This is a genomic window from Catenuloplanes sp. NPDC051500 (genome assembly GCF_044454585.1).
GTDB lineage: Bacteria > Actinomycetota > Actinomycetes > Mycobacteriales > Micromonosporaceae > Catenuloplanes.
On the sequence record NZ_JBITDX010000005.1, the window covers coordinates 148,152 to 172,751 of the forward strand.

General features: G+C 68.2%; 38 protein-coding genes. 15 read left to right on the forward strand and 23 right to left on the reverse strand.

Annotated elements, in window-relative coordinates; all coding sequences use genetic code 11:
• The first annotated feature begins 2 nt into the window (after positions 1–2).
• The 9 genes from ACIA8K_RS12375 (at position 3) to ACIA8K_RS12415 (ending at position 7,665) form a co-directional block, all read left to right on the forward strand.
• The gene (locus ACIA8K_RS12375) at positions 3–2,384 is read left to right on the forward strand and encodes a chemotaxis protein CheW (protein ID WP_396057911.1); all 2,382 of its coding nucleotides are present in this window, start codon (positions 3–5) and stop codon (positions 2,382–2,384) included.
• A gap of 1 nt (position 2,385) precedes the next feature.
• The gene (locus tag ACIA8K_RS12380) at positions 2,386–2,829 is read left to right on the forward strand and encodes a chemotaxis protein CheW (RefSeq protein WP_396057913.1); all 444 of its coding nucleotides are present in this window, start codon (positions 2,386–2,388) and stop codon (positions 2,827–2,829) included.
• A 100-nt stretch (positions 2,830–2,929) separates the two neighbouring features.
• Positions 2,930–3,805 carry a hypothetical protein gene (locus ACIA8K_RS12385; protein ID WP_396057915.1) on the forward strand — a complete coding sequence of 292 codons (876 nt, stop codon included), beginning with the start codon at positions 2,930–2,932 and terminating at the stop codon, positions 3,803–3,805.
• A 121-nt stretch (positions 3,806–3,926) separates the two neighbouring features.
• Complete coding sequence (locus ACIA8K_RS12390; protein WP_396057917.1) at positions 3,927–5,093, forward strand: chemotaxis response regulator protein-glutamate methylesterase; 1,167 nt, start codon at positions 3,927–3,929, stop codon at positions 5,091–5,093.
• Entirely contained in the window at positions 5,090–5,935 is an 846-nt protein-coding gene (locus ACIA8K_RS12395) for a CheR family methyltransferase (protein WP_396057919.1), read from the forward strand. Before ACIA8K_RS12390 ends, ACIA8K_RS12395 begins: the two co-directional genes overlap by 4 nt.
• 5 nt (positions 5,936–5,940) lie before the next feature.
• Complete coding sequence (locus ACIA8K_RS12400; RefSeq protein ID WP_396057921.1) at positions 5,941–6,327, forward strand: response regulator; 387 nt, start codon at positions 5,941–5,943, stop codon at positions 6,325–6,327.
• Positions 6,324–6,806: a chemotaxis protein CheX gene (locus ACIA8K_RS12405; RefSeq protein ID WP_396057923.1), complete on the forward strand. Its 483-nt coding sequence runs from the start codon at positions 6,324–6,326 to the stop codon at positions 6,804–6,806. Before ACIA8K_RS12400 ends, ACIA8K_RS12405 begins: the two co-directional genes overlap by 4 nt.
• Positions 6,803–7,165: a response regulator gene (locus ACIA8K_RS12410; RefSeq protein WP_306835736.1), complete on the forward strand. Its 363-nt coding sequence runs from the start codon at positions 6,803–6,805 to the stop codon at positions 7,163–7,165. Before ACIA8K_RS12405 ends, ACIA8K_RS12410 begins: the two co-directional genes overlap by 4 nt.
• An 8-nt stretch (positions 7,166–7,173) precedes the next feature.
• Positions 7,174–7,665 (forward strand): hypothetical protein, encoded by a 492-nt coding sequence (locus ACIA8K_RS12415; protein WP_396057925.1) that lies wholly within the window; start codon positions 7,174–7,176, stop codon positions 7,663–7,665.
• 69 nt (positions 7,666–7,734) lie between these two features.
• On the opposite strand, the gene ACIA8K_RS12420 is transcribed toward ACIA8K_RS12415, so the two are convergent.
• From ACIA8K_RS12420 to ACIA8K_RS12430, 3 genes are all read right to left on the reverse strand, one after another.
• The gene (locus tag ACIA8K_RS12420) at positions 7,735–8,337 is read right to left on the reverse strand and encodes a hypothetical protein (RefSeq protein ID WP_396057927.1); all 603 of its coding nucleotides are present in this window, start codon (positions 8,335–8,337) and stop codon (positions 7,735–7,737) included.
• Positions 8,338–8,727: 390 nt separating this feature from the next.
• Positions 8,728–8,988, reverse strand: a complete 261-nt coding sequence (locus ACIA8K_RS12425; RefSeq protein WP_396057929.1) for a hypothetical protein — start codon at positions 8,986–8,988, stop codon at positions 8,728–8,730.
• Positions 8,989–9,002: 14 nt separating this feature from the next.
• Positions 9,003–9,362 carry a hypothetical protein gene (locus ACIA8K_RS12430; RefSeq protein WP_396057931.1) on the reverse strand — a complete coding sequence of 120 codons (360 nt, stop codon included), beginning with the start codon at positions 9,360–9,362 and terminating at the stop codon, positions 9,003–9,005.
• Between the two features lie 185 nt (positions 9,363–9,547).
• Between ACIA8K_RS12430 and ACIA8K_RS12435 the strand changes: the two genes are divergently transcribed.
• Positions 9,548–10,447, forward strand: coding sequence for a helix-turn-helix domain-containing protein (locus ACIA8K_RS12435; protein WP_396057933.1), 900 nt, complete (start codon positions 9,548–9,550; stop codon positions 10,445–10,447).
• The gene (locus ACIA8K_RS12440) at positions 10,444–11,280 is read left to right on the forward strand and encodes a hypothetical protein (protein ID WP_396057935.1); all 837 of its coding nucleotides are present in this window, start codon (positions 10,444–10,446) and stop codon (positions 11,278–11,280) included. The genes ACIA8K_RS12435 and ACIA8K_RS12440 overlap by 4 nt, the downstream gene beginning before the upstream one ends.
• Here the strand turns inward: ACIA8K_RS12440 and ACIA8K_RS12445 are convergent.
• Positions 11,180–11,749: a hypothetical protein gene (locus ACIA8K_RS12445; protein WP_396057937.1), complete on the reverse strand. Its 570-nt coding sequence runs from the start codon at positions 11,747–11,749 to the stop codon at positions 11,180–11,182. The genes ACIA8K_RS12440 and ACIA8K_RS12445 overlap by 101 nt on opposite strands.
• Positions 11,750–11,948: 199 nt before the next feature.
• Between ACIA8K_RS12445 and ACIA8K_RS12450 the strand changes: the two genes are divergently transcribed.
• The 3 genes from ACIA8K_RS12450 (at position 11,949) to ACIA8K_RS12460 (ending at position 13,514) form a co-directional block, all read left to right on the forward strand.
• Positions 11,949–12,803 (forward strand): DUF5753 domain-containing protein, encoded by an 855-nt coding sequence (locus ACIA8K_RS12450; RefSeq protein WP_396057939.1) that lies wholly within the window; start codon positions 11,949–11,951, stop codon positions 12,801–12,803.
• A complete protein-coding gene (locus ACIA8K_RS12455; protein ID WP_396057941.1) occupies positions 12,800–13,021 on the forward strand; it encodes a DUF397 domain-containing protein in 222 nt (73 codons plus the stop codon). Before ACIA8K_RS12450 ends, ACIA8K_RS12455 begins: the two co-directional genes overlap by 4 nt.
• 145 nt (positions 13,022–13,166) lie before the next feature.
• Positions 13,167–13,514 carry a hypothetical protein gene (locus ACIA8K_RS12460; RefSeq protein ID WP_396057943.1) on the forward strand — a complete coding sequence of 116 codons (348 nt, stop codon included), beginning with the start codon at positions 13,167–13,169 and terminating at the stop codon, positions 13,512–13,514.
• A gap of 6 nt (positions 13,515–13,520) precedes the next feature.
• Here the strand turns inward: ACIA8K_RS12460 and nrdJ are convergent, their stop codons facing one another.
• The 19 genes from nrdJ to ACIA8K_RS12555 form a co-directional block, all read right to left on the reverse strand.
• The gene (gene nrdJ / locus ACIA8K_RS12465) at positions 13,521–15,746 is read right to left on the reverse strand and encodes a ribonucleoside-triphosphate reductase, adenosylcobalamin-dependent (RefSeq protein WP_396057945.1); all 2,226 of its coding nucleotides are present in this window, start codon (positions 15,744–15,746) and stop codon (positions 13,521–13,523) included.
• A complete protein-coding gene (locus ACIA8K_RS12470) occupies positions 15,743–16,123 on the reverse strand; it encodes a sigma factor-like helix-turn-helix DNA-binding protein (protein ID WP_396057947.1) in 381 nt (126 codons plus the stop codon). The genes nrdJ and ACIA8K_RS12470 overlap by 4 nt, the downstream gene beginning before the upstream one ends.
• The gene (locus ACIA8K_RS12475; protein WP_396057949.1) at positions 16,120–16,443 is read right to left on the reverse strand and encodes a hypothetical protein; all 324 of its coding nucleotides are present in this window, start codon (positions 16,441–16,443) and stop codon (positions 16,120–16,122) included. Before ACIA8K_RS12475 ends, ACIA8K_RS12470 begins: the two co-directional genes overlap by 4 nt.
• On the reverse strand, positions 16,440–17,555 hold the full coding sequence (locus tag ACIA8K_RS12480) for a metallophosphoesterase (RefSeq protein WP_396057951.1): 1,116 nt from the start codon (positions 17,553–17,555) through the stop codon (positions 16,440–16,442). Before ACIA8K_RS12480 ends, ACIA8K_RS12475 begins: the two co-directional genes overlap by 4 nt.
• 114 nt (positions 17,556–17,669) lie before the next feature.
• Positions 17,670–17,897, reverse strand: coding sequence for a hypothetical protein (locus ACIA8K_RS12485; protein ID WP_396057953.1), 228 nt, complete (start codon positions 17,895–17,897; stop codon positions 17,670–17,672).
• A complete protein-coding gene (locus ACIA8K_RS12490) occupies positions 17,894–18,178 on the reverse strand; it encodes a hypothetical protein (protein ID WP_396057955.1) in 285 nt (94 codons plus the stop codon). The genes ACIA8K_RS12485 and ACIA8K_RS12490 overlap by 4 nt, the downstream gene beginning before the upstream one ends.
• Before the next feature lies 1 nt (position 18,179).
• Positions 18,180–18,470 carry a hypothetical protein gene (locus ACIA8K_RS12495; RefSeq protein WP_396057957.1) on the reverse strand — a complete coding sequence of 97 codons (291 nt, stop codon included), beginning with the start codon at positions 18,468–18,470 and terminating at the stop codon, positions 18,180–18,182.
• On the reverse strand, positions 18,461–19,048 hold the full coding sequence (locus ACIA8K_RS12500; protein WP_396057959.1) for a toprim domain-containing protein: 588 nt from the start codon (positions 19,046–19,048) through the stop codon (positions 18,461–18,463). Before ACIA8K_RS12500 ends, ACIA8K_RS12495 begins: the two co-directional genes overlap by 10 nt.
• Positions 18,972–19,352, reverse strand: a complete 381-nt coding sequence (locus ACIA8K_RS12505; protein ID WP_396057961.1) for a CHC2 zinc finger domain-containing protein — start codon at positions 19,350–19,352, stop codon at positions 18,972–18,974. The genes ACIA8K_RS12500 and ACIA8K_RS12505 overlap by 77 nt, the downstream gene beginning before the upstream one ends.
• A gap of 178 nt (positions 19,353–19,530) precedes the next feature.
• Positions 19,531–19,803 carry a hypothetical protein gene (locus tag ACIA8K_RS12510; protein WP_396057962.1) on the reverse strand — a complete coding sequence of 91 codons (273 nt, stop codon included), beginning with the start codon at positions 19,801–19,803 and terminating at the stop codon, positions 19,531–19,533.
• Positions 19,800–20,195, reverse strand: coding sequence for a hypothetical protein (locus tag ACIA8K_RS12515; RefSeq protein WP_396057964.1), 396 nt, complete (start codon positions 20,193–20,195; stop codon positions 19,800–19,802). Before ACIA8K_RS12515 ends, ACIA8K_RS12510 begins: the two co-directional genes overlap by 4 nt.
• A complete protein-coding gene (locus tag ACIA8K_RS12520) occupies positions 20,155–20,376 on the reverse strand; it encodes a hypothetical protein (RefSeq protein ID WP_396057966.1) in 222 nt (73 codons plus the stop codon). Before ACIA8K_RS12520 ends, ACIA8K_RS12515 begins: the two co-directional genes overlap by 41 nt.
• Positions 20,369–20,596 carry a hypothetical protein gene (locus ACIA8K_RS12525; protein ID WP_396057968.1) on the reverse strand — a complete coding sequence of 76 codons (228 nt, stop codon included), beginning with the start codon at positions 20,594–20,596 and terminating at the stop codon, positions 20,369–20,371. The genes ACIA8K_RS12520 and ACIA8K_RS12525 overlap by 8 nt, the downstream gene beginning before the upstream one ends.
• Positions 20,593–21,429, reverse strand: a complete 837-nt coding sequence (locus tag ACIA8K_RS12530) for an AAA family ATPase (protein WP_396057970.1) — start codon at positions 21,427–21,429, stop codon at positions 20,593–20,595. Before ACIA8K_RS12530 ends, ACIA8K_RS12525 begins: the two co-directional genes overlap by 4 nt.
• Positions 21,430–21,513: 84 nt before the next feature.
• Positions 21,514–21,966: a hypothetical protein gene (locus ACIA8K_RS12535; RefSeq protein ID WP_396057972.1), complete on the reverse strand. Its 453-nt coding sequence runs from the start codon at positions 21,964–21,966 to the stop codon at positions 21,514–21,516.
• A 98-nt stretch (positions 21,967–22,064) separates the two neighbouring features.
• Positions 22,065–22,241 (reverse strand): hypothetical protein, encoded by a 177-nt coding sequence (locus ACIA8K_RS12540; RefSeq protein WP_396057974.1) that lies wholly within the window; start codon positions 22,239–22,241, stop codon positions 22,065–22,067.
• Positions 22,238–22,699 carry a hypothetical protein gene (locus ACIA8K_RS12545; RefSeq protein ID WP_396057976.1) on the reverse strand — a complete coding sequence of 154 codons (462 nt, stop codon included), beginning with the start codon at positions 22,697–22,699 and terminating at the stop codon, positions 22,238–22,240. Before ACIA8K_RS12545 ends, ACIA8K_RS12540 begins: the two co-directional genes overlap by 4 nt.
• 101 nt (positions 22,700–22,800) lie before the next feature.
• Positions 22,801–23,736 (reverse strand): hypothetical protein, encoded by a 936-nt coding sequence (locus tag ACIA8K_RS12550; protein ID WP_396057978.1) that lies wholly within the window; start codon positions 23,734–23,736, stop codon positions 22,801–22,803.
• Positions 23,737–23,750: 14 nt separating this feature from the next.
• A complete protein-coding gene (locus ACIA8K_RS12555) occupies positions 23,751–23,993 on the reverse strand; it encodes a hypothetical protein (protein WP_396057980.1) in 243 nt (80 codons plus the stop codon).
• A gap of 200 nt (positions 23,994–24,193) precedes the next feature.
• On the opposite strand from ACIA8K_RS12555, the gene ACIA8K_RS12560 reads away from it, so the two are divergent.
• Positions 24,194–24,556 (forward strand): hypothetical protein, encoded by a 363-nt coding sequence (locus ACIA8K_RS12560; RefSeq protein ID WP_396057982.1) that lies wholly within the window; start codon positions 24,194–24,196, stop codon positions 24,554–24,556.
• Positions 24,557–24,600: the final 44 nt, after the last annotated feature.

The following is a 24,600-nucleotide window of genomic DNA, read 5'->3' on the forward strand; positions in this document are numbered from 1 at the left end:
CTGTGGAAGAGCTTGGCGAGATCGTCGGCGAGTTCCTGATGGAGAGTCACGAGAACCTGGACCAGCTGGACCGGGATCTGGTGTCGCTCGAGCAGGACCCCGGATCGCGTGACCTGATCTCACGCATCTTTCGGACGATCCACACAATCAAGGGCACCAGTGGGTTCCTGGCGTTCTCCCGGCTGGAGACCCTGACCCACGCGGGTGAGTCACTCCTGTCGCGCCTTCGGGACGGCGTCCAGCCGGTCACCGCGGAGACCATCACCGCACTGCTGGCGATGCTTGACGGCGTCCGGGCGCTGCTGGCCACCATCGAGGAGAGCGGCGCCGAGGGCGACGTCGACGTCGACGGCATCATCGCCACAGTCAACCGGCAGATGGCCGAGCCGGGCGCCGCGCCAGCCGCCGCCGCTCCTGCCGCAGCCGAGGCCCCGGCCGAGGAGAAGCCTGCCAAGACGCCTGCCGGCGTGCCTGACGCGTTCGAGGACGACGAGGCCGCCGGCGAGCGCCCGGCACCGGACCCGATCGACGAGCAGCGCAAGCCGATCGGTGAGCAGCTTGTCGAGTCCGGCGCGGCCAGCAAGACCGACGTGGCCTCCGCGCTGCAGCAGCAGATCGAGGGCGACGAGCGGAAGCTCGGCACGATCCTGCTCGACGAGGGCAAGGCGGCCCCGGCGGCGGTGACCGACGCGGTGCAGTCCCAGGCGCCGAAGCGCAGCGTGGCGGACAGCGCGATCCGCGTCGACGTCGACCTGCTGGACGGGCTGATGAACCTGGTGGGTGAGCTGGTGCTCGCCCGCAACCAGCTGGTCCGCGGCGTGGCCGACCTGGGCGACCAGGCGATGATCCGCAGTGCCCAGCGGCTCAACCTGATCACCAGTGAGCTGCAAGAGGGCATCATGAAGACCCGCATGCAGCCGATCGACCACATCTGGTCGAAGCTGCCGCGGGTCGTCCGGGACCTCTCCAAGGCGCTGGACAAGCAGATCAACCTGGTCATGGAGGGCAAGGAGACCGAGCTCGACCGGACGCTTCTGGAGGCGGTCAAGGACCCGCTCACCCACCTGGTCCGTAACGCGGTCGACCACGGCATCGAGGACGTCCCCACCCGCATCGCCTCGGGCAAGGGCCCGGAGGGCACGCTCACGCTGCGCGCGTTCCACGAGGGTGGTCACGTGACGGTCGAGGTCGCCGACGACGGCGCCGGCCTGAACGTGGAGCGCATCGCGAAGAAGGCAGTGGAGAACGGCCTGGCCAAGCCGGAGCAGATCGCGACCATGGACCGGCGCGAGATCATGGCGATGGTCTTCCAGCCCGGGTTCTCCACCGCCGCCAAGGTCACCAACGTCTCCGGCCGCGGCGTCGGCATGGACGTGGTGAAGACGAACATCGAGCGCGTCGGCGGCGCGGTCGGCGTGGACTCGGTGCCCGGCAAGGGAACCGTCTGGCGCCTGACCATCCCGCTCACCCTGGCGATCATCCAGGCGCTCACCATCGACTGCGCCGACCAGCGGTACGTGGTGCCGCAGGCCTCGGTGCTGGAGCTGGTCTTCATCGACGGCAACTCGACGAAGATCGAGTACGCGTCCGGCGCCCCGGTCTACCGGCTGCGCGGCCGGCTGCTCCCGCTGGTCCGGCTGGACCGCACGCTCGGCCTGCCGGTCGGCGGTGACCAGGGCGTCTACATCGTGGTGCTGCAGGCGGACGGCCGCAGCTTCGGTCTTGTGGTGGACCGCGTCCTCAACACCGAGGAGGTGGTGGTCAAGGCGCTCAACTCCCGGTTCAAGGACGTGGGCTTGTACGCCGGCGCCACCATCCTGGGCCACGGCAAGGTCGGCCTGATCCTGGACGTCGCGTCGCTGGCCCGCCGTTCGAACCTGGCGACCAGCTCCGAGCGCGACTCGAGCATCAGCGCCCGGGACCCGCGCGGCCCGGCGGACAACGCCGAGCGCCTGCTTGTCACCGCGGTCGGCGAGCGCCGGGTGGCGATCCCGCTCGACACGGTCACCCGCCTGGAGGAGTTCCCGATCGCGAAGATCGAGCACGCCGGCAGCCGGGAGGTCGTCCAGTACCGCGGTCAGATCCTGCCGCTGGTCCGGCTGTCGTATCTGCTCGGCGCCATGCCGGAGGAGACCGGCGAGACGGTCTCGGTGGTGGTCTACAGCGAGGGCGAGCGAAGTGTCGCGCTTGTCGTCGACAAGATCGTCGACATCGTGGAGGACGCGATGACGGCCCGCCGGAACGTCGACGACGACGGCCTGGTCGGCACCGCCGTCATCCAGCAGCGGGTCACGGAGCTGCTCGACGTCCGCCGCGCAATCGTCGCGGCCGACCCGAACTTCTACAGCGACCTGCAGGACGACGAGATGCTCGTGGAGGCCTGAGATGGCGACCCGCCAATACGCCACCTTCGAGGTGGCCGGCCAGCTCTTCGGGGTCGAGGTGCACACCGTGCAGGAGGTGCTCTCGTACAACGAGTACACGATGGTGCCGCTTGCACCGTCCGCGGTCGGCGGCCTGTTCAACCTCCGCGGTCAGGTGATCGCGGCGGTGGACCTGCGCGTGCAGCTGGGCCTGCCCCGGCAGACGCTTGACGGCCCGGTGATGAACGTGATCCTGCGCGGCGACGAGGAGCCGGTCAGCCTGCTGGTCGACAAGATCGGCGAGGTTGTGGACCTGGACGAGGCCACGTTCGAACCACCGCCGGACACGCTGAACGGGCCGACCCGCGATCTGGTGGTCGGCACGTTCAAGCTGGAAGGCCGCCTGATGCTGGCGCTCAACGTGGCGCAGGCCGTCGACACCTACCGCACGCCGGCCGCGGGCTAGGCAATTGATCATCTCCGGACCCCTGCGCCGACGCGCCGCCGATCTTCCGGCGGCCGTGCGGCACAGGGGTCCGCTGTTTAAGGCCGGGTGCTGATTACTCGTGTACAGCCTTGTCAGTGCGCCCGTGCTCGGCTTCGACCTGACCCGGTTGGCCGGCGGCGCCGCGACCGCCGAGGTGCTGCTCCGGTCGTTGCGGCTGAGCCGGGACGACCTGCCGATCCTGGCCGGCGCGCTGCCGAACGAGGAGATCCGCGCGCCGCTGTGGCTCGAAGTGGAGAGCGCGGCCCGCCAGGTCCCGTCGCTGCGCGGGCTGTCGGACATGGAGGACTCCATGGCCGCGCTCACCATGGTGGAACGGGCCCCGATCGGCAGCGTCGACTCGTTGCTCACCTGCGTGCGGTACGACGTGATGTCCTGGACGTGGACCGGCAAGGGCCGGGGCGCGCGCCAGGAGGAGGTCGCGGAGCAGGCGACAGCGCTGCTCTGTGACGCGGTGGTCGCGACCTATCTGCGCGAGGTGCTTGACGAGAACGTGCGGCGCAGGCTCGGCGCGGGCTGGGTCTCCGCGGTGCGCAAGCTGCCAGGTGGCCCGCCGGTGGACCTGGGACCGCACCACTACGTGGTGTCCTCGCTGCTGGAACGCCTTCGTTCGCTTACCGCCGCGGACGTGGAACGGCTGACCCGGTCCGGCGAGGACGCCCGGGTGAACTCCGGCGGCTGGTCACCCGCAGTGCATTCCGCGTCCTGGGCCGCGTACCTGTCCGATCGGATCCGCACCGCGGCGGCCGCCCAGCTGCTGCTGGTGCAGGCGATCGACACGTCCGCGGTGCCGATGTCCGCGCGTGCGGGCGGCGTCTGGAACATGCTCAGTGGCGCGGTGCAGGCACTTGTGGTGCGCGATCTGCTGGACACCGGCACCGCGCACCGGCTGTTGAGCCCGGTCGTCGCCGCTTTGGGGCCGGCATGGCTGTCCTGACCGTTATATCCCCGGTGCGAGAAAGCCTCAATTCGGTCGCAGTGGGGTCGATTCAAGGTTGCGGGCGGGGTGCGCAGCATGGCGCGCCGACCCGCCGGACGTGGCGCAGGGAGGCGACGAAGTGACGATCGCAGTGATGGTGGTAGACGATTCAGTGGTCGTCCGCCGCCTGATCACGGACGCGCTCGACGGCATGCCGAATATCAAGGTCGTCGGCACCGCCTCCAACGGCCGTCTCGCACAGGCCAAGGTCGATCAGCTGAAGCCGGACGTCATCACGATGGACATCGAGATGCCGGAGATGAACGGCATCGAGGCCGTACGGGAGCTGCGCAAGCGGCACCCGAAGATCCCGGTGATCATGTTCAGCACGCTGAGCGCCGCGGGCGCCTCCGCCACGCTTGACGCGCTGGCCGCGGGTGCCACCGACTACGTCACCAAGCCGGCGAACGTGGGCAGCGTCCAAGCCTCCATCCAGGCGGTCCGCGACCAGCTGGTCCCGAAGATCCACGCGCTGGCCGGACGCCGTGGCGGGCCCCCGGCTGCGGGTCGCCCGCCGGCGCGCCCGATGGCCCCGGCCCGCCCCGGTTACGGTCCTCCCGGCCCCGCGGTCGGCCGGCCCGGCCTGCCGCCCCTTTCCGGCGGCCCGGCGCCAAGCGGCGGCGCGGGCGCGCCGAGCGGCCGCATCGACCTGATCGCGGTGGGCTGCTCGACCGGAGGCCCGGACGCGCTTGCCCGGGTGGTCCAGTCGTTCCCGGCCGATCTGCCGGTGCCGGTGGTGGTCACCCAGCACATGCCGCCGGTCTTCACCAAGATGTTCGCCGAGCGCCTCGACCGGACCAACGCCATCCAGGTCGTCGAGGCCACTGAGAATCTGACGCTCAAGCCGGGGGTCATGTACATCGCCCCCGGCGATCGCCACCTCGTCCTGGTCAAGCGGGGGACCGGCGTGCTCACCCAGCTGTCCACGGCGCCGCCGGAGAACTCCTGCCGGCCCGCGGTGGACGTGATGTTCCGCGCGGTGGGCCGCGCCTACGGCCCGTCGACCCTGGCCGTGATCCTGACCGGCATGGGTCAGGACGGCCGAAACGGCTGCCAGGAGCTTCGGGCGGCCGGCGCCGAGATCGTCGCGCAGGACGAGGCGACCTCGGTGGTGTGGGGAATGCCCGGCGCGGTGGTCACCGCGAATCTTGCACACACCGTGCTGCCGCTGGACCAGATCGGCCCGTACCTGACCTCTCGTGTGAATGCCGGCCGCACGGCCCGGCCGAAGGTGGTGACTCGATGACACTGTCTCAACAAGACTTCTCGTTCGTTGCGGGCATGGTGCGCCGCGAGGCGTCGATCGTGCTGGCGCCCGGCAAGGAGTACCTTGTCGAGGCCCGGCTGATCCCGGTGGCACGCCAGGTCGGTGCGGCAAGCGTGACCGAGTTCCTGGCGAACATCCAGCGCCGGCCGGATCCCACGCATCAGCGGATGATCGTGGACGCGCTGACCACGAACGAGACGTCCTGGTTCCGGGACCGTGAGCCGTTCACCGCCCTGACCGAGCAGCTCCTGCCGGAGTTGATCAGTGCCCGGGCGACCAGCCGCAAGCTGCGGTTCTGGTCGGCGGCGTGCTCAAGCGGGCAGGAGCCGTACAGCCTGGCGATCTTGCTGCAACAGGCGCTGCCGGCCGGCTGGAACTACGAGATCGTCGGCAGCGACATCTCCACCGAAATGATCAAGCGGGCCGAGGCCGGCGAGTTCAGCCAGGTGGAGATCAACCGAGGGCTGCCGGCCGCGCAGCTCGTGCACTACTTCGAGCGGGCCGGCGCACACTGGCGGATCGTGCCCTCGCTGCGGCGCAACGTCTCCTTCACGCGGCTGAACCTGACCGCGCCGCTGCCGCCGATGCCGGCGTTCGACATCGTCTTCCTGCGGAACGTGCTCATCTACTTCGACGTGGATACCAAACGCACCGTGCTGAGGAACATCGGGCGGATGCTGCGGCCCGATGGCTGGCTCTTCCTGGGCGCGGCCGAGACAACCATTGGCATCGATGACAACTATGAGCGGGTCGTAGCCGGGCGCACGTCGGCGTACCGACTCAAGTCTGCGGTGCCGGCCGGCATCGCTAGGAAGGGGTGAGCCACGTGCAGGCGATCTTGATCGACGACTCCCGGGCGATGCGCCTGATCCTGCGCCGCATCGTCGGGCAGATCGGCTTCGACGCGGTGGAGGCAGAGGACGGGCAGGCGGCCATCGACCTGCTCAACAGTATGGAGAAGCCGCCGGAACTGGCGCTGATCGACTGGAACATGCCCAACATGAACGGCCTCGAGTTCGTCATGGCGGTCCGCAAGGAACAGAAGTTCCGCGAGATGACGCTCGTGATGGTCACCACCGAGAGCGAACAGAGCCAGATCGTACGGGCGCTCGCAGCCGGCGCCCACGAGTACGTGATCAAGCCGTTCACTGCCGGCGCGATGATCGAGAAGTTGGCCCTCCTGGGCCTCGTCCCTCAGGGAGCGAGTTCATGAGTGATGTAGCGGCACTTCGGGTCGAGGACCTGCAGGAGATCGTTGAACAGGTGTGGTCCTCGTACCTCGACCCGGACGGCATCGAGCCGCTGTTCCCGGTCTACGACGACGTCGAGAGCCTCAAGACGGACATCCACGCCTCCGTCTCGATCACCGGCACCTGGCACGGGCACGTCGTGGTCGCCTGCAACGGATCGGCCGCGAAGAACTGCTCGGCCGCGTTCCTGGCGATGGAGGTCGACGAGGTCAGCAACGACGACATGATGGACGTGCTCGGCGAGCTGGCCAACATCATCGGCGGCAACGTGAAGAGCATGCTCCCGCCCGGCTGTTTCGTGTCACTGCCGACAGTTGTCACAGGCGACGCCCCGCACTACCCGTCCGCGGAGCCGGTGTGCCAGCTGGCCGGGACCTGGAAGGAAGACCCATTCGTGATCACCATGTGGCAGAGCCGCGGGGACTCGGGTGAGGCGGCATGAAGATCCTGATCGCGGACGACAGCCGGGTGATGCGCCAGATCGTCACCCGTACGCTGCGGCAGGCCGGATTCGACGGTCACGACCTGGTCGAGGCGCAGGACGGCAAGCAGGCGTTCGACCTGGTGCAGTCCGAGAAGCCGGACCTGGTGATCTCCGACTGGAACATGCCGGAGATGACCGGCGTCGAGTGCCTGCGCCAGCTGCGCGCCAACGGCAACGACGTGAAGTTCGGCTTCGTCACCTCGGAGTGCACGCCCGAGATGATGCAGCAGGCCGAGGCGGCCGGTGCCCTGTTCTTCATCATCAAGCCGTTCACAGCTGAACGATTTGATGAGGTCTTTAGTCCAATTTTGGGATGATATGAGCCATGTCTGACACTCTCGCAGTTCCCGCCTCTCTCGCGGTGCGCAACATGCTCGGGGACACCCTCGGCCGTGATGTCACCGTCAATGTCGGAAATCCGCTGACGCAGAAGGACCTCCCCACCGCCGCGGTCGCGATCTACGTCGACGCGCAGAACAAGGTGGCCGCCGTCCTCGGCATGGACCTGAAGCTCGCCGCGTTCGCCGGCGCCGCGCTCGGCCTGCTGCCGGTCGGCGGCGCGGAGGACGCCATCGACGACAAGGAGCTCTACCCCAACCTCGCGGAAAACGTGGGCGAGCTCTGCAACATCCTGACCGGCCTGCTCAACAAGGAGGGCGGCCCGCACATCAAGCTGGACCGGGTCGTCTACCCCGGAGAATCCCTGCCGAACGACGCACAGTCCCAGCTGCTCGCGCTCGGCCGCCGCATCGACCTCTCGGTCGAGATCGCGCGCTACGGCACCGGCACATTCTCGCTCTCACTCGCCGGCTTCTGAGTTTCTGCCTCTGGCCGACTGCAACAGAAGGGCCCGGGACCTCGATGGTCCCGGGCCCTTCTATGTTCGTCACACCCGCACGTCGACCAGGCTGCCGCTGCGCTGCAGGACTGACGTCAGCTGCTCGGTGGTGACACCCTTCGAGCTGACCAGATTGAGCAGGTCCGAGGCGCTGTGCACCTGGCTGCTGACCTCCTCGGTGGACATCTCCAGCAGATTGCTGATCCGGGTCAGCGACTCCGACTCGGTGGTCGCCCGCGGCGGCCCACCCAGCCCCGGCCCGCCCAGCTGGCCACCGGCACCACCACCCGGCCCGCCACCCTGCCTGCCCGGCCCACCGGCCCCGCCGGCACCGGCCGCGCCACCGGTCGCGACGAGCGCGCCCGCGTTCGTCGCATTCGCCAGCGACTCGGCCAGCTCCGTGGCCTGCGGCGAGTTCGCCTTGTCCACAGGCATACCCTGCTTGATCGCGGCGATCAGGTCGTCCTGCGCGACCCCCTGCGTCTCCGCGATGTCCGCAAGCGAGTTTCCCTCCTTCATCCTGTCCCGGAGCGTGTTGTTGTCCAATCCGAGCGTCTTCGCGACCGTGGCCATCGGATCACGGCGCTCGACCCGCCCGCTGTTCGCGTAGGCGGTGTTCGCCCCGCCGCCGACACTGCTGATGGAACCCATGGAGATCTCCCTTCACGGACCGGGGGTAGGCGGTCCGCTGTAATCCGGTTATCGGCCGGTTGCGGCGGGAGATGAGTTTATGGTCGTCGCTTCGCTCCTCCGGGCTCGACGCCACGGCCTGCGGACGGCGGTGTCAGGCAGACGAAAAGCGTGTCTGACTGACACCGACGTTCCTCGGTCGTCCGCGCCTCACGACGTGGTCACGCAAGCGACGGGTCCGGAGAAACTGCAGATGAAGATCGGTGGGCGCGTTGCGTGTCTGACTGACACCGACGTTCCAGCACCGCGACGATCTGGGGCAGTGCAGATGGAGGGCGACGTGGGGCTGTCTTGGGAAAAGAAGGCAGCGGGGGTACGGCTTGCGCCGTACCCCCGCTGTCTTGGTGGGTTTTAGTGGTTTTGAGGGGTGGGGGGGTCGGCGGGGCGGAGCCACTGCCAGGTGAGGAAGAGGAGGCCAAGGGCGAGCATGGCGAGGCCCATCCAGAGGTTGATCCGGACGCCCTCGGCCTTGGCGATCTCGTCGGGGCCGTCGAAGATGCCGACCAGGGTGATGATCACGCCGTAGACGGTGAAGAGGCCGCCGATCACGCGGCGGACGTCGAAGGTGCGGGCGGCCGAGGCGCGCTTCCGGTCGAGTTCGTTATCGGTCATCGTGGGTTCCCCCATCACCAGAACGGGATGTAGAGCAGGACGGACAGGGCTACCGCGATGCCGCCGAGCAGCAGCGGCGAGCGGTACCAGACGGCGTCGCCGGCCAGCGCGTCGCTCGGGCCGCCGGTGGACTCCAGGCCGTAGACCAGGCCGCGCAGGTCCTCGTGCGGCTTCGGCGTGGTCAGCGGCGTGATGATCAGCGCGACGATCACCACTGTCACGAACGCGATGCCGGAACCCCAGAAGCTCTCCTCCAGGTCGGAGCCGAAGCCGAGCGTCCCGGCCTTGTAGAGCAGGTAGACGGTGAACGACGCGAGCGTGCCGAGCAGCAGCGACCAGAAGCCTGCCTGCGCGGTCATCCGCTTCCAGAACATGCCCACGATGAACGTGGCGAACAGCGGCGCGTTGAACAGGCTGAACAGCGTCTGGCCTCAGTTTCGTGAAGCATGTTTTTCCGGCCAGACAAAACCCCGGCGCGGCCTGCCAGCCACCCGGGGAGCGGAACCGTTGAAGAGGAACGATTCGTGCAACATCGTACCACAGCCAGGGACGGTGCTCGATGAGTATCGAGGCCCTGGCCTGGGCAATTGACCAGGCACCCAACCTGCCCGCCCACTGCGCGATGACCCTCGTCGGTCTCGCCAACCACGCCCACGCGGACGGCACCGCAGCTTTCCCCTCGGTCGCGAAGCTGGCCCGCTACGCCCGCAAGTCCGAGAGCGCGATCAAGCGCGACATCAAGGAACTGCTGAAGCTCAAGCTGATCGTCCGGGGCAACCAGGCGTACGTCGCGCACCTGCCGGCCGACCGCCGCCCGGTCGTCTACAACCTGGCCCTGCACCTGCGGCGGCCGATTGAGATCGCCACCGAGCCTGTCTCCGGCAAGGGCGACAAGCCCGCGTTCGAGCCCGAGCAGCCCCCAATCGAGCAGCCCGAGCAGGAGCCCGCCGAGTCCCCGGCGGCGAAGGCCCGGCGGGAGGCCCGTGAGCACGCGCTCGCCAGTAGCTCGCGGGCGAAGGCGATCGACGCCGCGCACAAGGCGAAGGAAGAGGCGAAGCGCGCGGAGCTGGCGGCACTCCTGGCCGGGCAGGCATCCGACGAGCCGGAGCCGGCCGAGCCGGAGGACGTCGAATGGCCGGAGGTTGAGCAGCCCGCCGAGCCGGAGCCGCAGGTGCCGGCCGAGCGGGAGCCGCAGTCCCCGGAGGAGATGAGCCTGGCCTCCGCGCTGGCCGCGTTCGCGAACATCCCAGACCGCAGCGCGAAGCAAGCCCAGTACGAGCCTTACGAGCCCGTTGTGAAATCCAGGCCAGCGGGCAAGCGCCCGAAGCCGCAGGACGAGATCGCGAAGAACCTCCCCCCGCGCGGCGGTAAGCGCTGCGACAAGCCCGGACACCAGTTTTACCCGGCCATCAACTGCGTCGGCTGCAAGAGCGAGAAGAAGGAGAGGAAAGCCGCATGACCCCCGAGAGCTTCGCCCGTGGCATCGCCGTGACCCTGCTGGGCGTGGGGGCCGGATACATCAGCCTGGGCCACGTCTACACGTTCGTCCTGGAGCACTCCGCGCCCGGCACCCCGGCCGAGACCGGCATCATCGTCGCCGCCGTGTCCGAGCTGATGCCGATCGGTGTTGCCCTGCACGCCCGGGTGACCGGCAAGCTCAACGGCTGGGCAATCAGCCTGCTCCTGCTCGCCGGGGCGTTCTCGCTGTGGGCGCAGGTCGCGACCGCCGGACCGGGCGTTACCGGCGTGGCCGTGGCCGCGTTCCCGACACTGGCGTTCATGGGCCTCGTCAAATTGATACTCAGCAAGGCGCACGTCGCCGTGCCGGCCGCGCCGGTCGAAACGATCGAGAATTTACTGCAAACGGCAGCCGTGCGCGTTGACCAGGTCATCGAAATAGCGGCCGTCCGGGAGGCGCTGGAGGCAGAGGTCATCCGGCGGGCCGAGATGATCGTGCAGCAGGCGGCCGAGCGCGAGGCAGAGCAGGCGGAAGCCAGGCCCGAGCCCGGCGGCACCCTCACGCACGACGAGCCCGAGCCCTCGCTCCCGCAGCCCTCAACATCCGGGGGGAAGAAGAAGAGGGCCGCGTCCCCCGACAAGGCGGCGCGGATCATTGCCGCTCGCCGGGAGCTTGGTCCGAACGCCTCTCAGGAAGCGGTCGGGGATCTTTCTGGCTTCTCGGCCAGCACGGTCAGTCGTTTCGAGGCTGCGCTGCGGAAGGTCGACCACCCTGCCACGGCAGAACCTGCATCGTCGGCTGATCGGACGGAGCTTCTACTGGTGGCCTCGTAGCAAGGTATTCCTCCAGCCCCGCCACAGCGTCCTCCTCGGATGCTGTGGCGGGGCTTTCTGCGTTCATTGCATGGGCAAGCATCCCCGGGTCGAGTACCAGGTGCAGCACGGCCATGGGCGGCTCGGCGGTGACGATCTGCTGCACGCCGCAGACGTCGATGAACACGCCGTTGATGAAGGTGCCGGTCGGCAGGTTGTCCAACGCGGACATGTGCGTGACGACGTAGTTACGGTGCATTGAGGGCCTCCCGGTCCATCCGATGAAGCGGTCGTACAGGTCGCCATCCATCCGCATGTCGATGGCGTCGGTCAGGTGCGCGAACAGGTAGAGCCGGAGCGCGGACGGCGTGCGGCCGTGCTCCTCCAGCAGTTCGACCTTCGCGGGAGCGCACGGCCAGGGCTCATCGCACACTCGGCAGTCCTTGCCTGGCGTGGCGGTGTGCGTCAGCTCTTGCGCGGTCGTCGGCATTGCAGCCTCCCGATCCGGACGGAGGGGTGGTTTGCACACGTGCATGTCTCAACGATGCAAACCCTGTGTGAGTTATCGTGCACGCACCAAAGCGTCCATGCAAGATTGCACGGCGTATTTTGCAGGGACCGACCCACGCGTGTGCAATGCACGGGGAAGCGTGCACACTGATCAGAACGGAGACGAGAGGATGCACGAGGTGTCTGCACGCAAGCCGCCCACTGTGCGGCTGCGACGGCTTGCAAAAGAGCTGGTCCGACTGCGCCTGGCGGCCGGTTTCGCCACGCACACTGAGGCCGCTGCCGCGCTGCACATGGACCCGACGACGATGTGGCGGCTGGAGCGCGCCCTCACCGTCCCACTGAAGCGCACCGTGCTGGTCTGCCTGGAGCTGTACGGCGTCAAGGACCCCGCTGAGCAGGCCCGATACCTGGAGCTGCGTACCCGGTCAGCCGAGCTGAACTGGCTGGCCCCGTACGAGGGCACGCTGCCCGAGGACTACCAGGGATACATCAACTTCGAGGTCGATGCTGCACGCCTGAACGCCTTCGATGCAGCTTTCGTGCCCGGCCTGCTGCAAACGCCGGAGTATGCACGAGCGGTCATTCGGGGCGTGCACCGCACGATGCCCGAGGACGAGGTCGCACAGCGTGCGGAGGTTCGTGCACGTCGGCAAGAGGTGCTTGCACGCAAGCGCACCCCGCTGTGGATGGTGATTGACGAGGCGATCTTGCATCGCCCGGTCGGCGGTCCCGAGGTGATGCGTGCACAACTCGATGCACTCTTGGACGGAGACGCCCGGCGCGTGCAGCTTCAGGTCGTGCCGTTCGGCGTTGGTGCACACCCGGGTTCGCAAGGCTCGTTCGTGGTCATGCAGTTCGCCGAGGACCCGGACCTGGTTTACATCGAGACGCTGACCGGCAGCGTCATTCTGGAGTCCGCCGAAGAGGTCTCGCTGCACAGCTCGAACTTCGAGCACCTGATCGCCCTGGCGCTCAGCCAGGCTGACTCCCGCAAGCTGATCAGCGCACGACGGAAGGACTTTGCAACATGAACCCCTACGAGAAGTACGCCGACGTCGACCCGACCCAGCTCGACGGCCACGTCAGCACGCGGTCCGGCGGGTCCGGCAACTGCGTGCGGGTCGCCCGGCACGACGGGCACGTCTTTGTCACCGACACCAAGGACCCGAGCCGCGCGCCGATGATCTACACGGCCGCCGAATGGGATGCGTTCCTGGGCGGTGCGAAGGACGGCGAGTTCGACCTGTAGCCGCAACGCAAAAAGCGCCCCACCCCGCAGCAATGCAGGGTGGGGCGCTCGTTCGTGGCGGGGTCGAAAATGCTGGCCTCGGGTGCTACCTTCGATGTCTTCCCCGCGCACGCGGGGCTTCCTGATCAACTTGTATGGGAGCCCCATGTCTGAGCGCATTCTCGCCCGCACGTGCACCTGCGGACAGCCCCTCCACCCCGGCACCGTGATGCGGGGATACAGTCCCGACGACGACGCCGAGTACGACGCCGTGGTGGCGTATGTCGGCCCCGTGCCGGCCGAACCGCTGCATCGGGTGCTGGACGTCGTCAGCGATACGCATCTGACGTTCATCCATCGCGGCGAGCTGGAGACCTGGCAGTTCGAGGCCGGTGAGCTGGTGCGGTGCGGAACCGCAGCCGATGTGCCGTCGCCCTGCACCACCAGGTCTCCGGCCTGCGAGAAGCACAGGGCGGACCGGGCCTCACGGGAAGCTCAGAGACCCGCGCCCTGAGGCCGGCTACCGAACCGGGCACGCGCCGGTCGCGCAGTCCTCATCCACTCCGTCGCCTACCTCGGTTGCCTTCGCGGCCAGGTAGGCGTCCTCGGTGATCCGCTCGTATGGGGCCTGTGCCCGCGAGCCGTTGTCCGGCATGATCGTCGTGCCCTTCAGCACGGGCAGCCAGAAGCGGATCGTCTCCGCGACGTCGTACGCCTCGTGCTCGCCGTGCAGGTTCGCCGTGAACGACACGGCGTTGTCGGCCCACTCGACCTGGTACATCGCCTGGAAGGCGAGCAGCTGGTCCAGGGACAGTTCGTCGGCGGACTCGACCAGCATTCGTGCGCTGCTGGCCGAGTAGCCGAGCGCTTCGACCTCGTCCAGCAGGGTCGCCTTGGTCGGGATCGCGACGACCGCCGTGTTCCCAGACTGGTCGTAAACGTCGGTCTCCACCAGGAAGCCGCGCCCCCGGTAGCCGGCCACCGTCATCGCCTGCGCCGGGTCGGTCATCGAGAACCGGATGCGCCGGATGAAGAACCGCGAGTAGATCGGGTGGATGCCCTCGCCGCCCACGCCGGGCAGCTTGGAGATCGTGCCGGTCGGCGCGACCGTGGTTACCTTGACCGGCTCCGGGATGCGCAGCTGGAATGCGTACCGGCGGGCCTCGTCGCGGACCTCCTGGGCCAGCTCGCGCAGGTTCTTCCGCAGGTACGGCAGGTGCGGGACCTCGCTGTATGGGACGCCTTGCTTGGCGTAGAAGTCCTGCACGCCGAAGTGCCCGACGCCGATGCGGCGCTCGCTGTTCATCACCTCCGCCTGCTTCGGGTCGTTCATGTCGCCATACGTCGCCCGCAGCGTGAACCGGGTCATCAGGCGGTGCGCCTTGAGCAGCCCGAGGTGGTCGACCGGACCGCCGCGCCGGGTCGGCGCGAACGCGGACATGTTGACGTGGCCGAGCACGCACGCGCCCCAGGCGGGCAGCCCGATCTCCCCGCAGGGATTCGTGGCGATGACCTCGTTGACCTCGCCGACGTTCGTCAGCTCCCGGTTCCAGTAGCCGGGCTCGCCGTTGCCGAGCATCCCCCGGACGACCTCGCCGTGCACCCACTGCGCGTGAGCGGCGGTGCGGAAGCCGGGCGCGCTGGAGTCCGGCACCTCGCCGAGCAGGCGGATGAACTCGCCGTCGATGCCGACGCTGATGTTCGTCGTCCAGTTCTTCATCGGGTCGCGCTTGCACGCCAGGAACGCGGCCACCCACGGGTCGTCCCATTCGACAATCGCCATCCGGGCCGACCGCCGGACGCCGCCGGAGACGACGCATTCCGCGATGGCGTGGTCGATGTCCATGGCCGCGATCGGCGAGACGTGGTACGGCATGTACGGCTGGCCGAGCCGGCTCACGGTCGTCGTCTCGCCGTCCGACATGACGACGATCTCCGCGCCGTCGTACATCCGCTCGTCGACCTCGGCGTGGCGGTGCTCCTCGTTGAGGACCAGGGCGACCTTGTGCAGCATCTGGCCGAGCGGCTGCGGGCCGGACGCGGTGCCCCCGAACGTCTTCAGCCGCGCGCCGGCCGGGCGCACCCGGGACACGTCGTAGACGCGGTTCTTGTGCTGGACCCGGTCGTCCGTCATGAACGTGTCGATCAGGTCGACCAGCGCGGCAGCCCATCCCTCGCGGGAGTCCTCGATCTCGAAGCTGCCCTCCCAGTCCGAATCGTAGACGTCGGAGAGGATGCCGGCCGACCGCATCGCCTCGTAGTCGGCGTGCGCCGGATCGCAGACGATGTGCACGCGGAGCTGGCGGCGCGGCGCACCGTAGCGGGCGAGGAACCGCGAGCTGTAGTTCGCGCCGACCCCGCCACCTTCCATCAGCCGGAGGAACGAGAACTCGAAGTGGTCGGACAGCTTCTCGTGCCAGCCGGACACGTGGCAGTTGTAGAGGTACGACGCGCCGCGCACACCCGACGCCCACAGATGCCGGCCAGCCGGGATGATCTTGAACTGGCGGATGAACGTCCGCAGCTCCTCGAACTCCTCGCGGGTTTCCCACGTCCAGCCCACCTGCGGGCCGTAGACCAGCTCCAGGTTGCCCCGGGCGACCCGGTCCACCGTCTCCGGCCACGTCTCGCGGCCACCGCGCGGCAGCGGGCGGGCGTACGTGCGGTCGTAGACCAGCTCGCCCTGGCCTCCCCACGTCCAGTCCTGCTCGGCCTCGGTGGGGAGGGTGATGAACGATTGCGTCACTGGGTGATGCTCTCTTCCTGCTCGTCTTCGGCGGCTTCGCCGTTGAGGTAGAACCTGATCGCGCCGACCGCGTGCTCGACGCGCTGGCCGACCGCCTGCTTGCTCATCCCGAGGACCGCGCCGATCGCGGCCAGCTCCAGGTCCTGCCCGTACCGCAGGACCAGAACCCGCTTGTCGGTCAGGTCCAGGGGGGCGTGACGCCACCCCGCCTTGATGTCGGCGAGGTAGGCGTACACGGTGTTCGCGGTCTTCGGGTTCGAGGCGACGCGCGGCATGTCCGGGTCTGGGGCGTACGGGTTGTCCAGCCCCGAGTACACGAAGTGCCGATCCCACAGGGCGGGCAGCAGACGCTCGACCAGCTCGCGGGTGTAGCTCACTGCCAGGTCTCCCAGACCTCGGTGGCCCGCTCGTAGCTGGTGTTCCGGCCGGCGCGCTGGATCTCCGTCTTCGTCTTGTCCAGCAGGCGACGCCACAGCCAGGTGACCAGCAGCCCGATGTCGCCGTTGCCCGCCCAGCCGTGGACCTGCTCGGCGTTCTCGGCGGCGAGAAGCGAGCCCTCCTGGACCAGGTCGTCCAGGTCCAGGTGCAGCTGCGCGGCCGACACCCGGGCGACCCGGTGCGCGGCCTTACGGATGGCGTCGAACACCACGGGGTTGTCGAGCACCGTCCAGTCGTAGGTGATCGTCTCGGTCGTCACTGGATCTGCGCTCCTTTGCTGATGGTCGTGATCTGGCTGGTGATGCCGTCCTTGGTCAGGGCGAGGACGATGCCCGGCGAGCCGCCGGTTCCGGTTGCGTGCCGGAACCAGGTGGACTCGGCTTCCAGGGCCGGGGCCTGGATGAACGTGCGTGGGCCGTCGCTGTCGACGACCAGGTGGTGCAGGTGGCCGGCGACCAGCAGGTCCGTCATGTGCAGCGCGCTGGCCTGGTTGAACGCCTGGCCGGTCCACCACTTGAAGTGCTGGCCGGGCCGGTACATGTGGCCGTGGACGGCGGTCACGACGGTGCCCGCAACCGGGACGGTGACGGTCAGCTCGTCGGTCTCCGGGACGTAGAACTCGACGTGGTCCAGGTCAGGCCGGTTCGCCATCTGTACGGCGTCGGAGATCGCGACCAGGGCCTCGCAGTCGTGCGAGTCGTCGTAGCGGGTGACGCCCTTGCCGGCCACGCGGACGGCCTGGTCGTGGTTGCCGGGTACCGCAGCGAGCGTGACCCGCTCGGCCAGCGGCGCGAACGACTCGACGGCGTACTGCATCATCCGGCGGGTAAGCCGGACCTGCTCGGTCAGCGTCAGCTGAGTACGCCACGTGTTCGCGCCGCCCTGCGACACGAAGCCCTCAACGTGGTCACCGAGGAACACCACGTGGACGTGGCCGATGTCGACGAGGACGTTCATCAGGCTGATCTGCCGGGCCGCCTCGCGGATGCAGGCGATCGTGCGGGAGATCGTGCCAGCCGCGCCGTCCCCATCAACCTTGCCGAACTGCGTGTCGCCGATCAGCACGACGACGCCGTGCGAGCCGATCGCCCGGCCGACCGCAACCGGGGGCTTGTCGTTGAACAGCGCGACCAGCTCGTCCACGTCCGGCCGACCCGGATTGAGTGCCGGTACGGTCGAGCGCTTGAACGTGTAGCGGGTGGACACCCCCGGGTCGCCGTTCGGCCGCGTCCACTCCGAGACACGGAAGCCGGACACCACCCAGTCGGCCGGGTCGAGACCCTGCTCGATCAGGACGCCGGTCGCCGCGTCCTCCTGAACCCGCTCGGGCGCGTTCACGGTGACCTCGGCCGTGTCACCAGAGACCTCCACCTGCCGCGTGAAATCGCGCTCAGCCTGCATTTCACGTCGAGGCGTAGCTGGGCCTACCGGCTTCTCCAGCAGCTCCTCCAGCAGGCTCTGAGGGGCATTCTCGGGGGTGTCCACTTACTGCCTCGCTTCTGGCGGAAGGGACCGCCGGTAGGATCGGATCGTGCTCGCGCTGACCGGCGTGCCGTGCCGGGTCAGCAGGTCGGACAGCCATTCGGCCGGCGTGTCCGCCAGTAGGTGATCCAGGAACGCGGACCGCTCGTCGCGGTCCATCTGCTCGAACGCCGCCCGCAGCTTCGCGCCGGGCTGGCCGGGCAAGATCAGCAGGCGGGGCGTCGTGGTCATGCCCAGATCACCGCGACCCGGCGCACCATCTCGACGTCCTCCGGGCGGTCCGTCCAGTCGGTGCCGAAGTACGCCCAGTACGCGGACTTCCCGTCGCCATCGCGGTCGATGTACTGCGCCAGCTTCAGATGGCCCTGGTTCGGCGAGCGCACCCAGGCCAGGTCGTCGTGCTTCAGCGTGTCCGGCTCGTTCAGCCCGAACGCCTTGTCCAGCTCGGCATCGCTGAGGCTCGGCCAGTAACCGCCGGACGGGCCGTGCCGCTTGATCGGGCGCGGGGTCACCTCAGCCCTCCGGGTAGAAGGTGGTCCGGCCCGAGCGGAACGAGCCCAGCTCGACCATCGTGATCGGTTCGTCCGTGTTCATCACCGCGAGCCGGCCGTCAGTCGGCAGCGCGGTGAACGTGAAGCCCAGCAGGTGATACCAGTCCGCCCGATCGCGCACGCACGACTGGTACTCGACTTGCACGCCGTCCGCCGCCCACATGCCGGTCAGGCCCACGTACTCGTACGGGTTATCGGCCGGCCGCTCGATCAGCGCCGCGCGCAGCACGGCCTTCGTCGTCGTCAGCTCCACGGCGGTGTGTCCTCCAGGCCGATCAGCGAAAGCAGGGCAGGCGCCCCGCCCTTCAGGAATGTGTCGGTGACGTCGCCGTCCCGCAGGTTGACCGCTTTCGCCTGCCGCAGGCCGCGTGCGATCTTCGCGTTCAACTCCGCCCCGGCGTCGTCGGGATCGCCCCACGTCCAGATGCGAGAGAAACCGGCCAACATGCGCCTGTGGCGCGGCTGGAACAGGTTCGCGCCCGGCACGCACACCGCGTGCAGGCCCAGCTGGCGCAGCACCAGGCGGTCGAACTCGCCCTCGGTCACGTGGATCTCATCGCCCGCCTCGTGCAGCGAGTCGATCCCGTACAGCCGGACCGGGTCGCCAGCCACCGAGTTGTACTTGCCGTGGTGGTGGGCTCGATGGTCGTGGTCTTGGATGCAGCGGAACCGCAGCTGCAACGGCTCGCCCGCGCGGTCCAGGTACGGGATGGCGAGCATCCCGGCGTAGCGAGCGTGGCCCGGCATCGGGTCGTCAACGACGCCAAGACGGGCGGTAAGAGCCGTGTCCCGGCTGATTCCCCTTGCGGCCAGCCACCGCGCGGCGTCCACCGTAAGCCGATCCTGATACCTGCTCGTCGCCTCCGCCAGCTGCTCCCGCTGCGAATCCGACAGAGGCCGCAATGGCTCGCGCTCCTCGGAAATCGGTCTCCTCCTTCGCCATGATCAGGTCCCAGGAGGACCCGCCACCGTTGCACGAATGGCACCGCCACAGCTGGCGGTCCAGGTTGATCGAGCACGACGGTGTGTTGTCCTCGTGCAAGGGGCAGGCCACCATCGACGTCACGCGCATCGTGTTGACCTGCACCCCGTAGTGCTCCAGGACGGCCGTCAGATCCGGCCGCTCCGTGTTCATTCCGGGGACCAGCGGTACTTGCCCGCCCCCAGCCCGCCCCAGCCCCAGCGCCAGCGCTGACCGCACCAGCGGCACCGCCAGATCGATCCGGAGTCCCGCAGCGTGAGGAGCATCCGGAGCTTCGATGGCTTTCGACACTGATGCGGCCGGGAGAAGCGGACCGACTCGTCGAACGGCATCAGGACTCCAGCGGAGCCCAGGCCGGCTGGCACGTCTCGATGACCCCGGTCACCGTGGACAGGCCGTCGTCGCGGCGGGCCGCCTCGTTCTTCTCGCGGGTGATCCACGCCTTCGCCGGACCCGGCGTGACGTACGGCCCGTAGACGTAGGTCACCGAGCCGGACTTGTGCCGGCCGGACCACTCGGGTGCGTCCGGGTTCGCCCGCCAGGTCCGCGTGATGACCGCGCGGAACAGCGGGCTGTCGATCTTCATGTCGTCGCGAGCGGTCACCGATCGGCCTCCAGGTCGAAGTAGCGCTCCAGAGTGGTCAGGACGTACGCCTTGCGGATCGGCTGGCGCGGAGCCTTCACGACGACCAGGCCGTCCACCAGGTCCAGTGACAGGCCGCGATGCCGGGCGAAGTTGGCCCGCTCGATCTCCGCCTCGCGGACGAACTGAAGCGGGTGCATCGCGCCGGACTTGGCCTCGATCACCGTGTAGTCCAGAACCGGATCGTCGATCGACCGGGTGCGCCGGACGACCAGGTCTCCCTCGTCGTCGCGGCCGGCCAGCCGGAGCCGTTCAGCGTCCAGGCCGGCCGACCGCAGCTCGTTCATCAGGTCGATCTCGAACGCCGCGCCCCTACGCTTGTTCTGCGCCGGGCTCGGCAAGCGGATCACCACCGACCGACACCGCGTTGGTGACCGTCCACGGGGTCTCCGTCACGCCGGGCGTGGCCGGCAGGTTCGGCATCGCTCCGGTGTAGGCCCGAGCCTGCTCAGCCACGTCGAACTCGTCCCCGCCGACCAGGACCATCTGCCAGGTGAAGGTCTTCTCGACGGTGACGACGAACGGCTTACTCATCCCAGGTCACCTTGACCGTGGCGAGCGAGACCAGCTCGGCGGTTCGCGCCGGGTCCAGGCCGTAGGCGATGGCGGCGACGTACGCCGTCGATCGCTTCACCTGCGCGCCCATGGCGACCAGCAGGGCGGCGGCGAGATCCGCCTCGTTCTTCGGCTCCCAGCCCTCGGCGAGGAAACCCTCGTCACCGGCACCGTTCACACGGCTGAAGTAGCTGCTCACTGCCTTGCCTCCTGCATTGCTCGGTTCATCGGGGATTCCGCATGGAAGCGGCACAGCTCGGGCTCGGCCCACAAGATCGCGTAGGACCGGGCGGAGGGGTCGCACGGGCCGGAGCGCTGCTTGACGCAGGCCACCCGGAACGACAGGTCGTTGGGGTCGAGCGCGACGGTCAGCGACAGCTCGGGCTTCTCGCTCAGGCCGCCCTTGATCTCCTGCCGTGACGGCGGATTCCACGGGTCGGTCTTCGCTTCCCACGACTTATCGCTCGCGTGGTGCATCAGCCAGACCGTCGACCCGGTGTTGCGGGCCAGCTCGGTCGCGTTCTGCATCACGGCCATCTGCTCGGTGTAGTCGCTCTCCGCGCCCTCGAAGTCCATGAGGTTGTCGAAGAAAATGCTGGTCGGGAACCGGTTGTGCAGCTCCACGTACGCTTCCAGCTCCTCGTCCACCGCACGCCAGGTGATCGGTGAGCCGAACGAGAACTGGATCTTGCACGCCTTCAGCGCGTCCAGGTAGTGCTGGCGGTCAGCGCCGCCTCGGAGCATCGCGGCCGACACCGCGTCGGCGACGTCGCCGGTATACATCGACGCCAGCCGGGACGAAGCGTCGAACGCGCTCATATCCCCGCTGAAGTACAGGCTCGGCTCGTTCATCTGCGCGGCCAGGTACATCGCCAGCGCGGACTTCTGCGAGCCAGACCGGCCGGCAATCATGATGACCTGCCCGTGCCGGAAGCGAACCCCCCGCTCATACAGCCCGCGCATCGCCGGGACGCGAGGCAACTCTTTGCCCGCCTCCGCGTTCAGGCTCAGCGATCGGCTTGCGGTCAGCACTCGGTCTTACCTCCCTCAGAGTGCGAAGGGCGGGCGGCCCGCATGACACGAGCCGCCCGCCTCATTGCTGCGGATCGGGGTGTGTCAGAAGGCGGGCGCGTCCGCGACGGCCTTGGCGATGTCCGCCTCGCGCTGGACGCCGTACGCGATCACCTGCTTGGTGACCTCCGGGGTGGCCGGCCGGAACGCATAGCCGGAACCGCCCTTGGTCGGGACCTTGGTCAGGATCACGACGACCGCCTGGTCCGGACCGCCCGCGAGCACCTTGTCCAGGTAGTCGGTGAGCATCCCGTGCACGACCCGCGCGCCGTCCAGGACCTCGGAGGGCTTGCCCGTGGACAGGCTCTCCTCGGTCTTGAAGACCGTGATGTTGGCGGTGACCTCGTCCCGGTTCTTCGTCACACCCTGGTAGGTGTTCGGCCGGTCACGGTCGATCCGCTTCGGCTCGATGAGCAGGGCCTTGTCGGCCATGTGGTTGCCCGGCTTGAAGACTCCGCCGCCGTTGAACGAGGACGCGTCGACAACGTTGAATCCCACTGTTGGGGTTCTCCTGTCAGATGCCTGGCCTGCATTACACGTGCAGGCACAAAAAAGCCCGGCCGTTCCCCGACCGGAGGGTGGTGTTGCAGGTGGTGCTACTTGCCGTACCCGGGCACGCAGCGCAGCGGGGCTTCGCTCACGGAGTCGTTTGCGAAGACACTGCAATCGGCGTGGTGCCGGTCGTACATCTTCCAGCCACCGAGGATGGCGGCCAGGAGAAGGTTCATGACTGCGACCAGGAAGACCGCCCGGATGAGATCCCGGCTGATCACGCCGCGCTCAGCGCACGACCGCGCGCCTTCCAGGCGTCCATCATCGTCGACTCCGCCGCGAACAGCTCCTGGTTCTCAGCCCAGAGCCGCTTGAGCGCGTCCACGTCGCCGATCTCCGCGATCCGCTTGGTCATGTGCTCGACCGGGGATGGCCCCTTGTCGGCGGGTGCCGAGTCGGCAGCGTCCCAGGCGGCCGCACCGCGCGGGCCGGAGGGCCGGGTGGCCGGCGTGCTGGCCGGGATCGCCTGCGCGCCGAGCGTCGCGCCCAGGTTGCCCTTGGCGTGGGCCAGGTTGGTCGCGTTGAGGACCAGCGCGGACACGCTCAGGCCGGCCGTCTCGTTCGGGTCCATGTCGAAGTAGGAGGAGACCTCCTGGCGGACCTCGTCCACCGTGCCCTCGAACGTGGCCCAGGTGTCCTCGTAGCCCTTGCCGTACTTGATGATCACCTTGAGACCCACTCGGCGACCACCCCCTCTCGTCTCATCCGCATACCATGAGCGTAGCTCGCACGTAAAGTGCAGGCCAAACGATCGGGCCGTGACGTGGCCCACATTACACGTCAGGCCGCGAACGGCGTCAGGACCTTCGTCCCGCGCGACTCCCGAACCTGCATCGCCAGCTGCGCCGCAGCCCAGCCGACCTTCAGGTTGATCCAGTACACCGTGCACTGGCCGGTCCCGGCCGGCAGGTGGATGATCAGGCCCCAGTTCGGATTCACATCCGGCAGCGGCCGGTACGCGGCGACAGCGTCCTCGGCGGAGAACGACTGCCTCTTGAACTTGGAGATCGCCGCCCACCTGGCCTTCAGGTCGGTCGGGTCGTGCTCGGGCAGCTGAAACCGGGTGTGGTCGTAGAACTTCGACCGGGAGTATGTGCCGAGCTGGATCGCCATCTTCAGCTCGCCGTAATCTACGGAGCCCGTCTTCAGGTCCGTGATCAGGTTGCCGGCCGGGCGGCCGTCCGGGTCCGGGCCGTCGTAGAAGCTGACCCGGTCCGGCGTCCCGCCGAGCTTGAGCTGCGAGCACACCGTGAACTGCTCGATGTGAATCTGCTTGAGCATCGACGTCGACAGCATGTACGCCGCCATGTCGATGCGGTCCTGCTCGCTGGCGTGTGCCGGGAGCGGTTCGTTGCGGTCGACGTACTCACTCAGGTCGTGCAGGTGGTTGCCGCGCTCCGCCTTCGCATTGGAGCCGGACAACCGCTCGGCCCGCTCGACCAGGCGGTTCATCTCCCGCTTGCCGACCGGGTCTTCCAGGTCGATGTCACCGGCCCGGCGGAGGTCCGCCGGATGCAGCAGAGCGGCACCGCGAAGCGTCATCCGCTTGCCGTACCGCTCCAGGTTGCTCCGGTCCTCCAGGGTGCCGGCCGCTTTCGATGACCGCGCGAGCGCGATCGGCCGACCTCCCTCTTCCGGCACGACGACCGGTCGATCCTTCCCGTCGCGGGGAACCTCGGTCAGAAGGTCCACCCGCGACGGGCCAGGAATCGTCACGATGTTCAGGGGCACTACTCGAACACCTCCGTGTAGGCAAGATGGAAACGCGAGGCATCACGGCCGTAGGCGTCCTTGACCGGCTCGGCCGGCATCTCCTCGTCCGTCATCACGTACAGCCTCTCCAGGCCCACGGTCAGGTAGACCTCGGCCGTCGTCTCCGCCGTGTGTTCTGGCAGAAAGTCGACCCAAAGGTTCATCGTCTCGTGGTCGATGTGCAGAATGGCGAGGCCGTCCGTGGTGGCGATTTCGCGCACTGTTCCCCCGTAAGTTGCGGGCCGAAAGAGTGGGGCCTTCGGCCGTGTTCCCCCGCCGCGCGCTTCCAGCAGGCGGGACTTGAAGTGTAGGCCGGGCTCGAATTGTCGTCCAGCGACGGACGACACACAAAGCTGGCTCGCAGCAGGAATGTCCGAGCGTACGATGACCCCTGTCCGGTCAGATGAGGAGAGACCAGCACGTGGCCCAGCTCAACCCACTCGCGCGCCTCATCTCGGATCATCAGCAGCGGACCGGCGAAAGCTACGCAAAAATCGGCAGGCGCGGAAATCTGTCCCGGTCGGTCGTGCACGCGCTCGCCAACAACCCGATCAAGGCGGTCCCAAAGCCAGAGACTCTGGCTGGTCTCGCGCTCGGGCTCGGGCTCCCCGTGGAACGTGTCACGATCGCCGCCCAGCGCGCGGCGGGATACAACGTGTACCCGGCAACCCTTGCCACCGGGGACGAAATCGTGATCGCTCACTACCACCAGCTCAATGAAGCGGACCGGCGGCGGGTCGCCGACTTCATCGAAACACTGTTTACCCGTACGGACGATTCCTGAACGATGCTCAGAAAGAGAAGGTTGTAGTCGAACGCCTGTACTAA

Coding starts and splice junctions, on each gene's coding strand:
- ACIA8K_RS12455 (WP_396057941.1), top strand. CDS start 12,800: ATGAACCCCTACGAGAAGTACGCCGACGTCGACCCGACCCAGCTCGAC.
- ACIA8K_RS12445 (WP_396057937.1), bottom strand. CDS start 11,749: ATGCCGACGACCGCGCAAGAGCTGACGCACACCGCCACGCCAGGCAAG.
- ACIA8K_RS12425 (WP_396057929.1), bottom strand. CDS start 8,988: ATGACCGATAACGAACTCGACCGGAAGCGCGCCTCGGCCGCCCGCACC.
- ACIA8K_RS12505 (WP_396057961.1), bottom strand. CDS start 19,352: ATGAACACGGAGCGGCCGGATCTGACGGCCGTCCTGGAGCACTACGGG.
- ACIA8K_RS12395 (WP_396057919.1), top strand. CDS start 5,090: ATGACACTGTCTCAACAAGACTTCTCGTTCGTTGCGGGCATGGTGCGC.
- ACIA8K_RS12405 (WP_396057923.1), top strand. CDS start 6,324: ATGAGTGATGTAGCGGCACTTCGGGTCGAGGACCTGCAGGAGATCGTT.
- ACIA8K_RS12420 (WP_396057927.1), bottom strand. CDS start 8,337: ATGGGTTCCATCAGCAGTGTCGGCGGCGGGGCGAACACCGCCTACGCG.
- ACIA8K_RS12485 (WP_396057953.1), bottom strand. CDS start 17,897: ATGACCACGACGCCCCGCCTGCTGATCTTGCCCGGCCAGCCCGGCGCG.
- ACIA8K_RS12460 (WP_396057943.1), top strand. CDS start 13,167: ATGTCTGAGCGCATTCTCGCCCGCACGTGCACCTGCGGACAGCCCCTC.
- ACIA8K_RS12415 (WP_396057925.1), top strand. CDS start 7,174: ATGTCTGACACTCTCGCAGTTCCCGCCTCTCTCGCGGTGCGCAACATG.
- ACIA8K_RS12380 (WP_396057913.1), top strand. CDS start 2,386: ATGGCGACCCGCCAATACGCCACCTTCGAGGTGGCCGGCCAGCTCTTC.
- ACIA8K_RS12440 (WP_396057935.1), top strand. CDS start 10,444: ATGACCCCCGAGAGCTTCGCCCGTGGCATCGCCGTGACCCTGCTGGGC.
- ACIA8K_RS12410 (WP_306835736.1), top strand. CDS start 6,803: ATGAAGATCCTGATCGCGGACGACAGCCGGGTGATGCGCCAGATCGTC.
- ACIA8K_RS12435 (WP_396057933.1), top strand. CDS start 9,548: ATGAGTATCGAGGCCCTGGCCTGGGCAATTGACCAGGCACCCAACCTG.
- ACIA8K_RS12430 (WP_396057931.1), bottom strand. CDS start 9,362: ATGTTCTGGAAGCGGATGACCGCGCAGGCAGGCTTCTGGTCGCTGCTG.
- ACIA8K_RS12520 (WP_396057966.1), bottom strand. CDS start 20,376: ATGAGTAAGCCGTTCGTCGTCACCGTCGAGAAGACCTTCACCTGGCAG.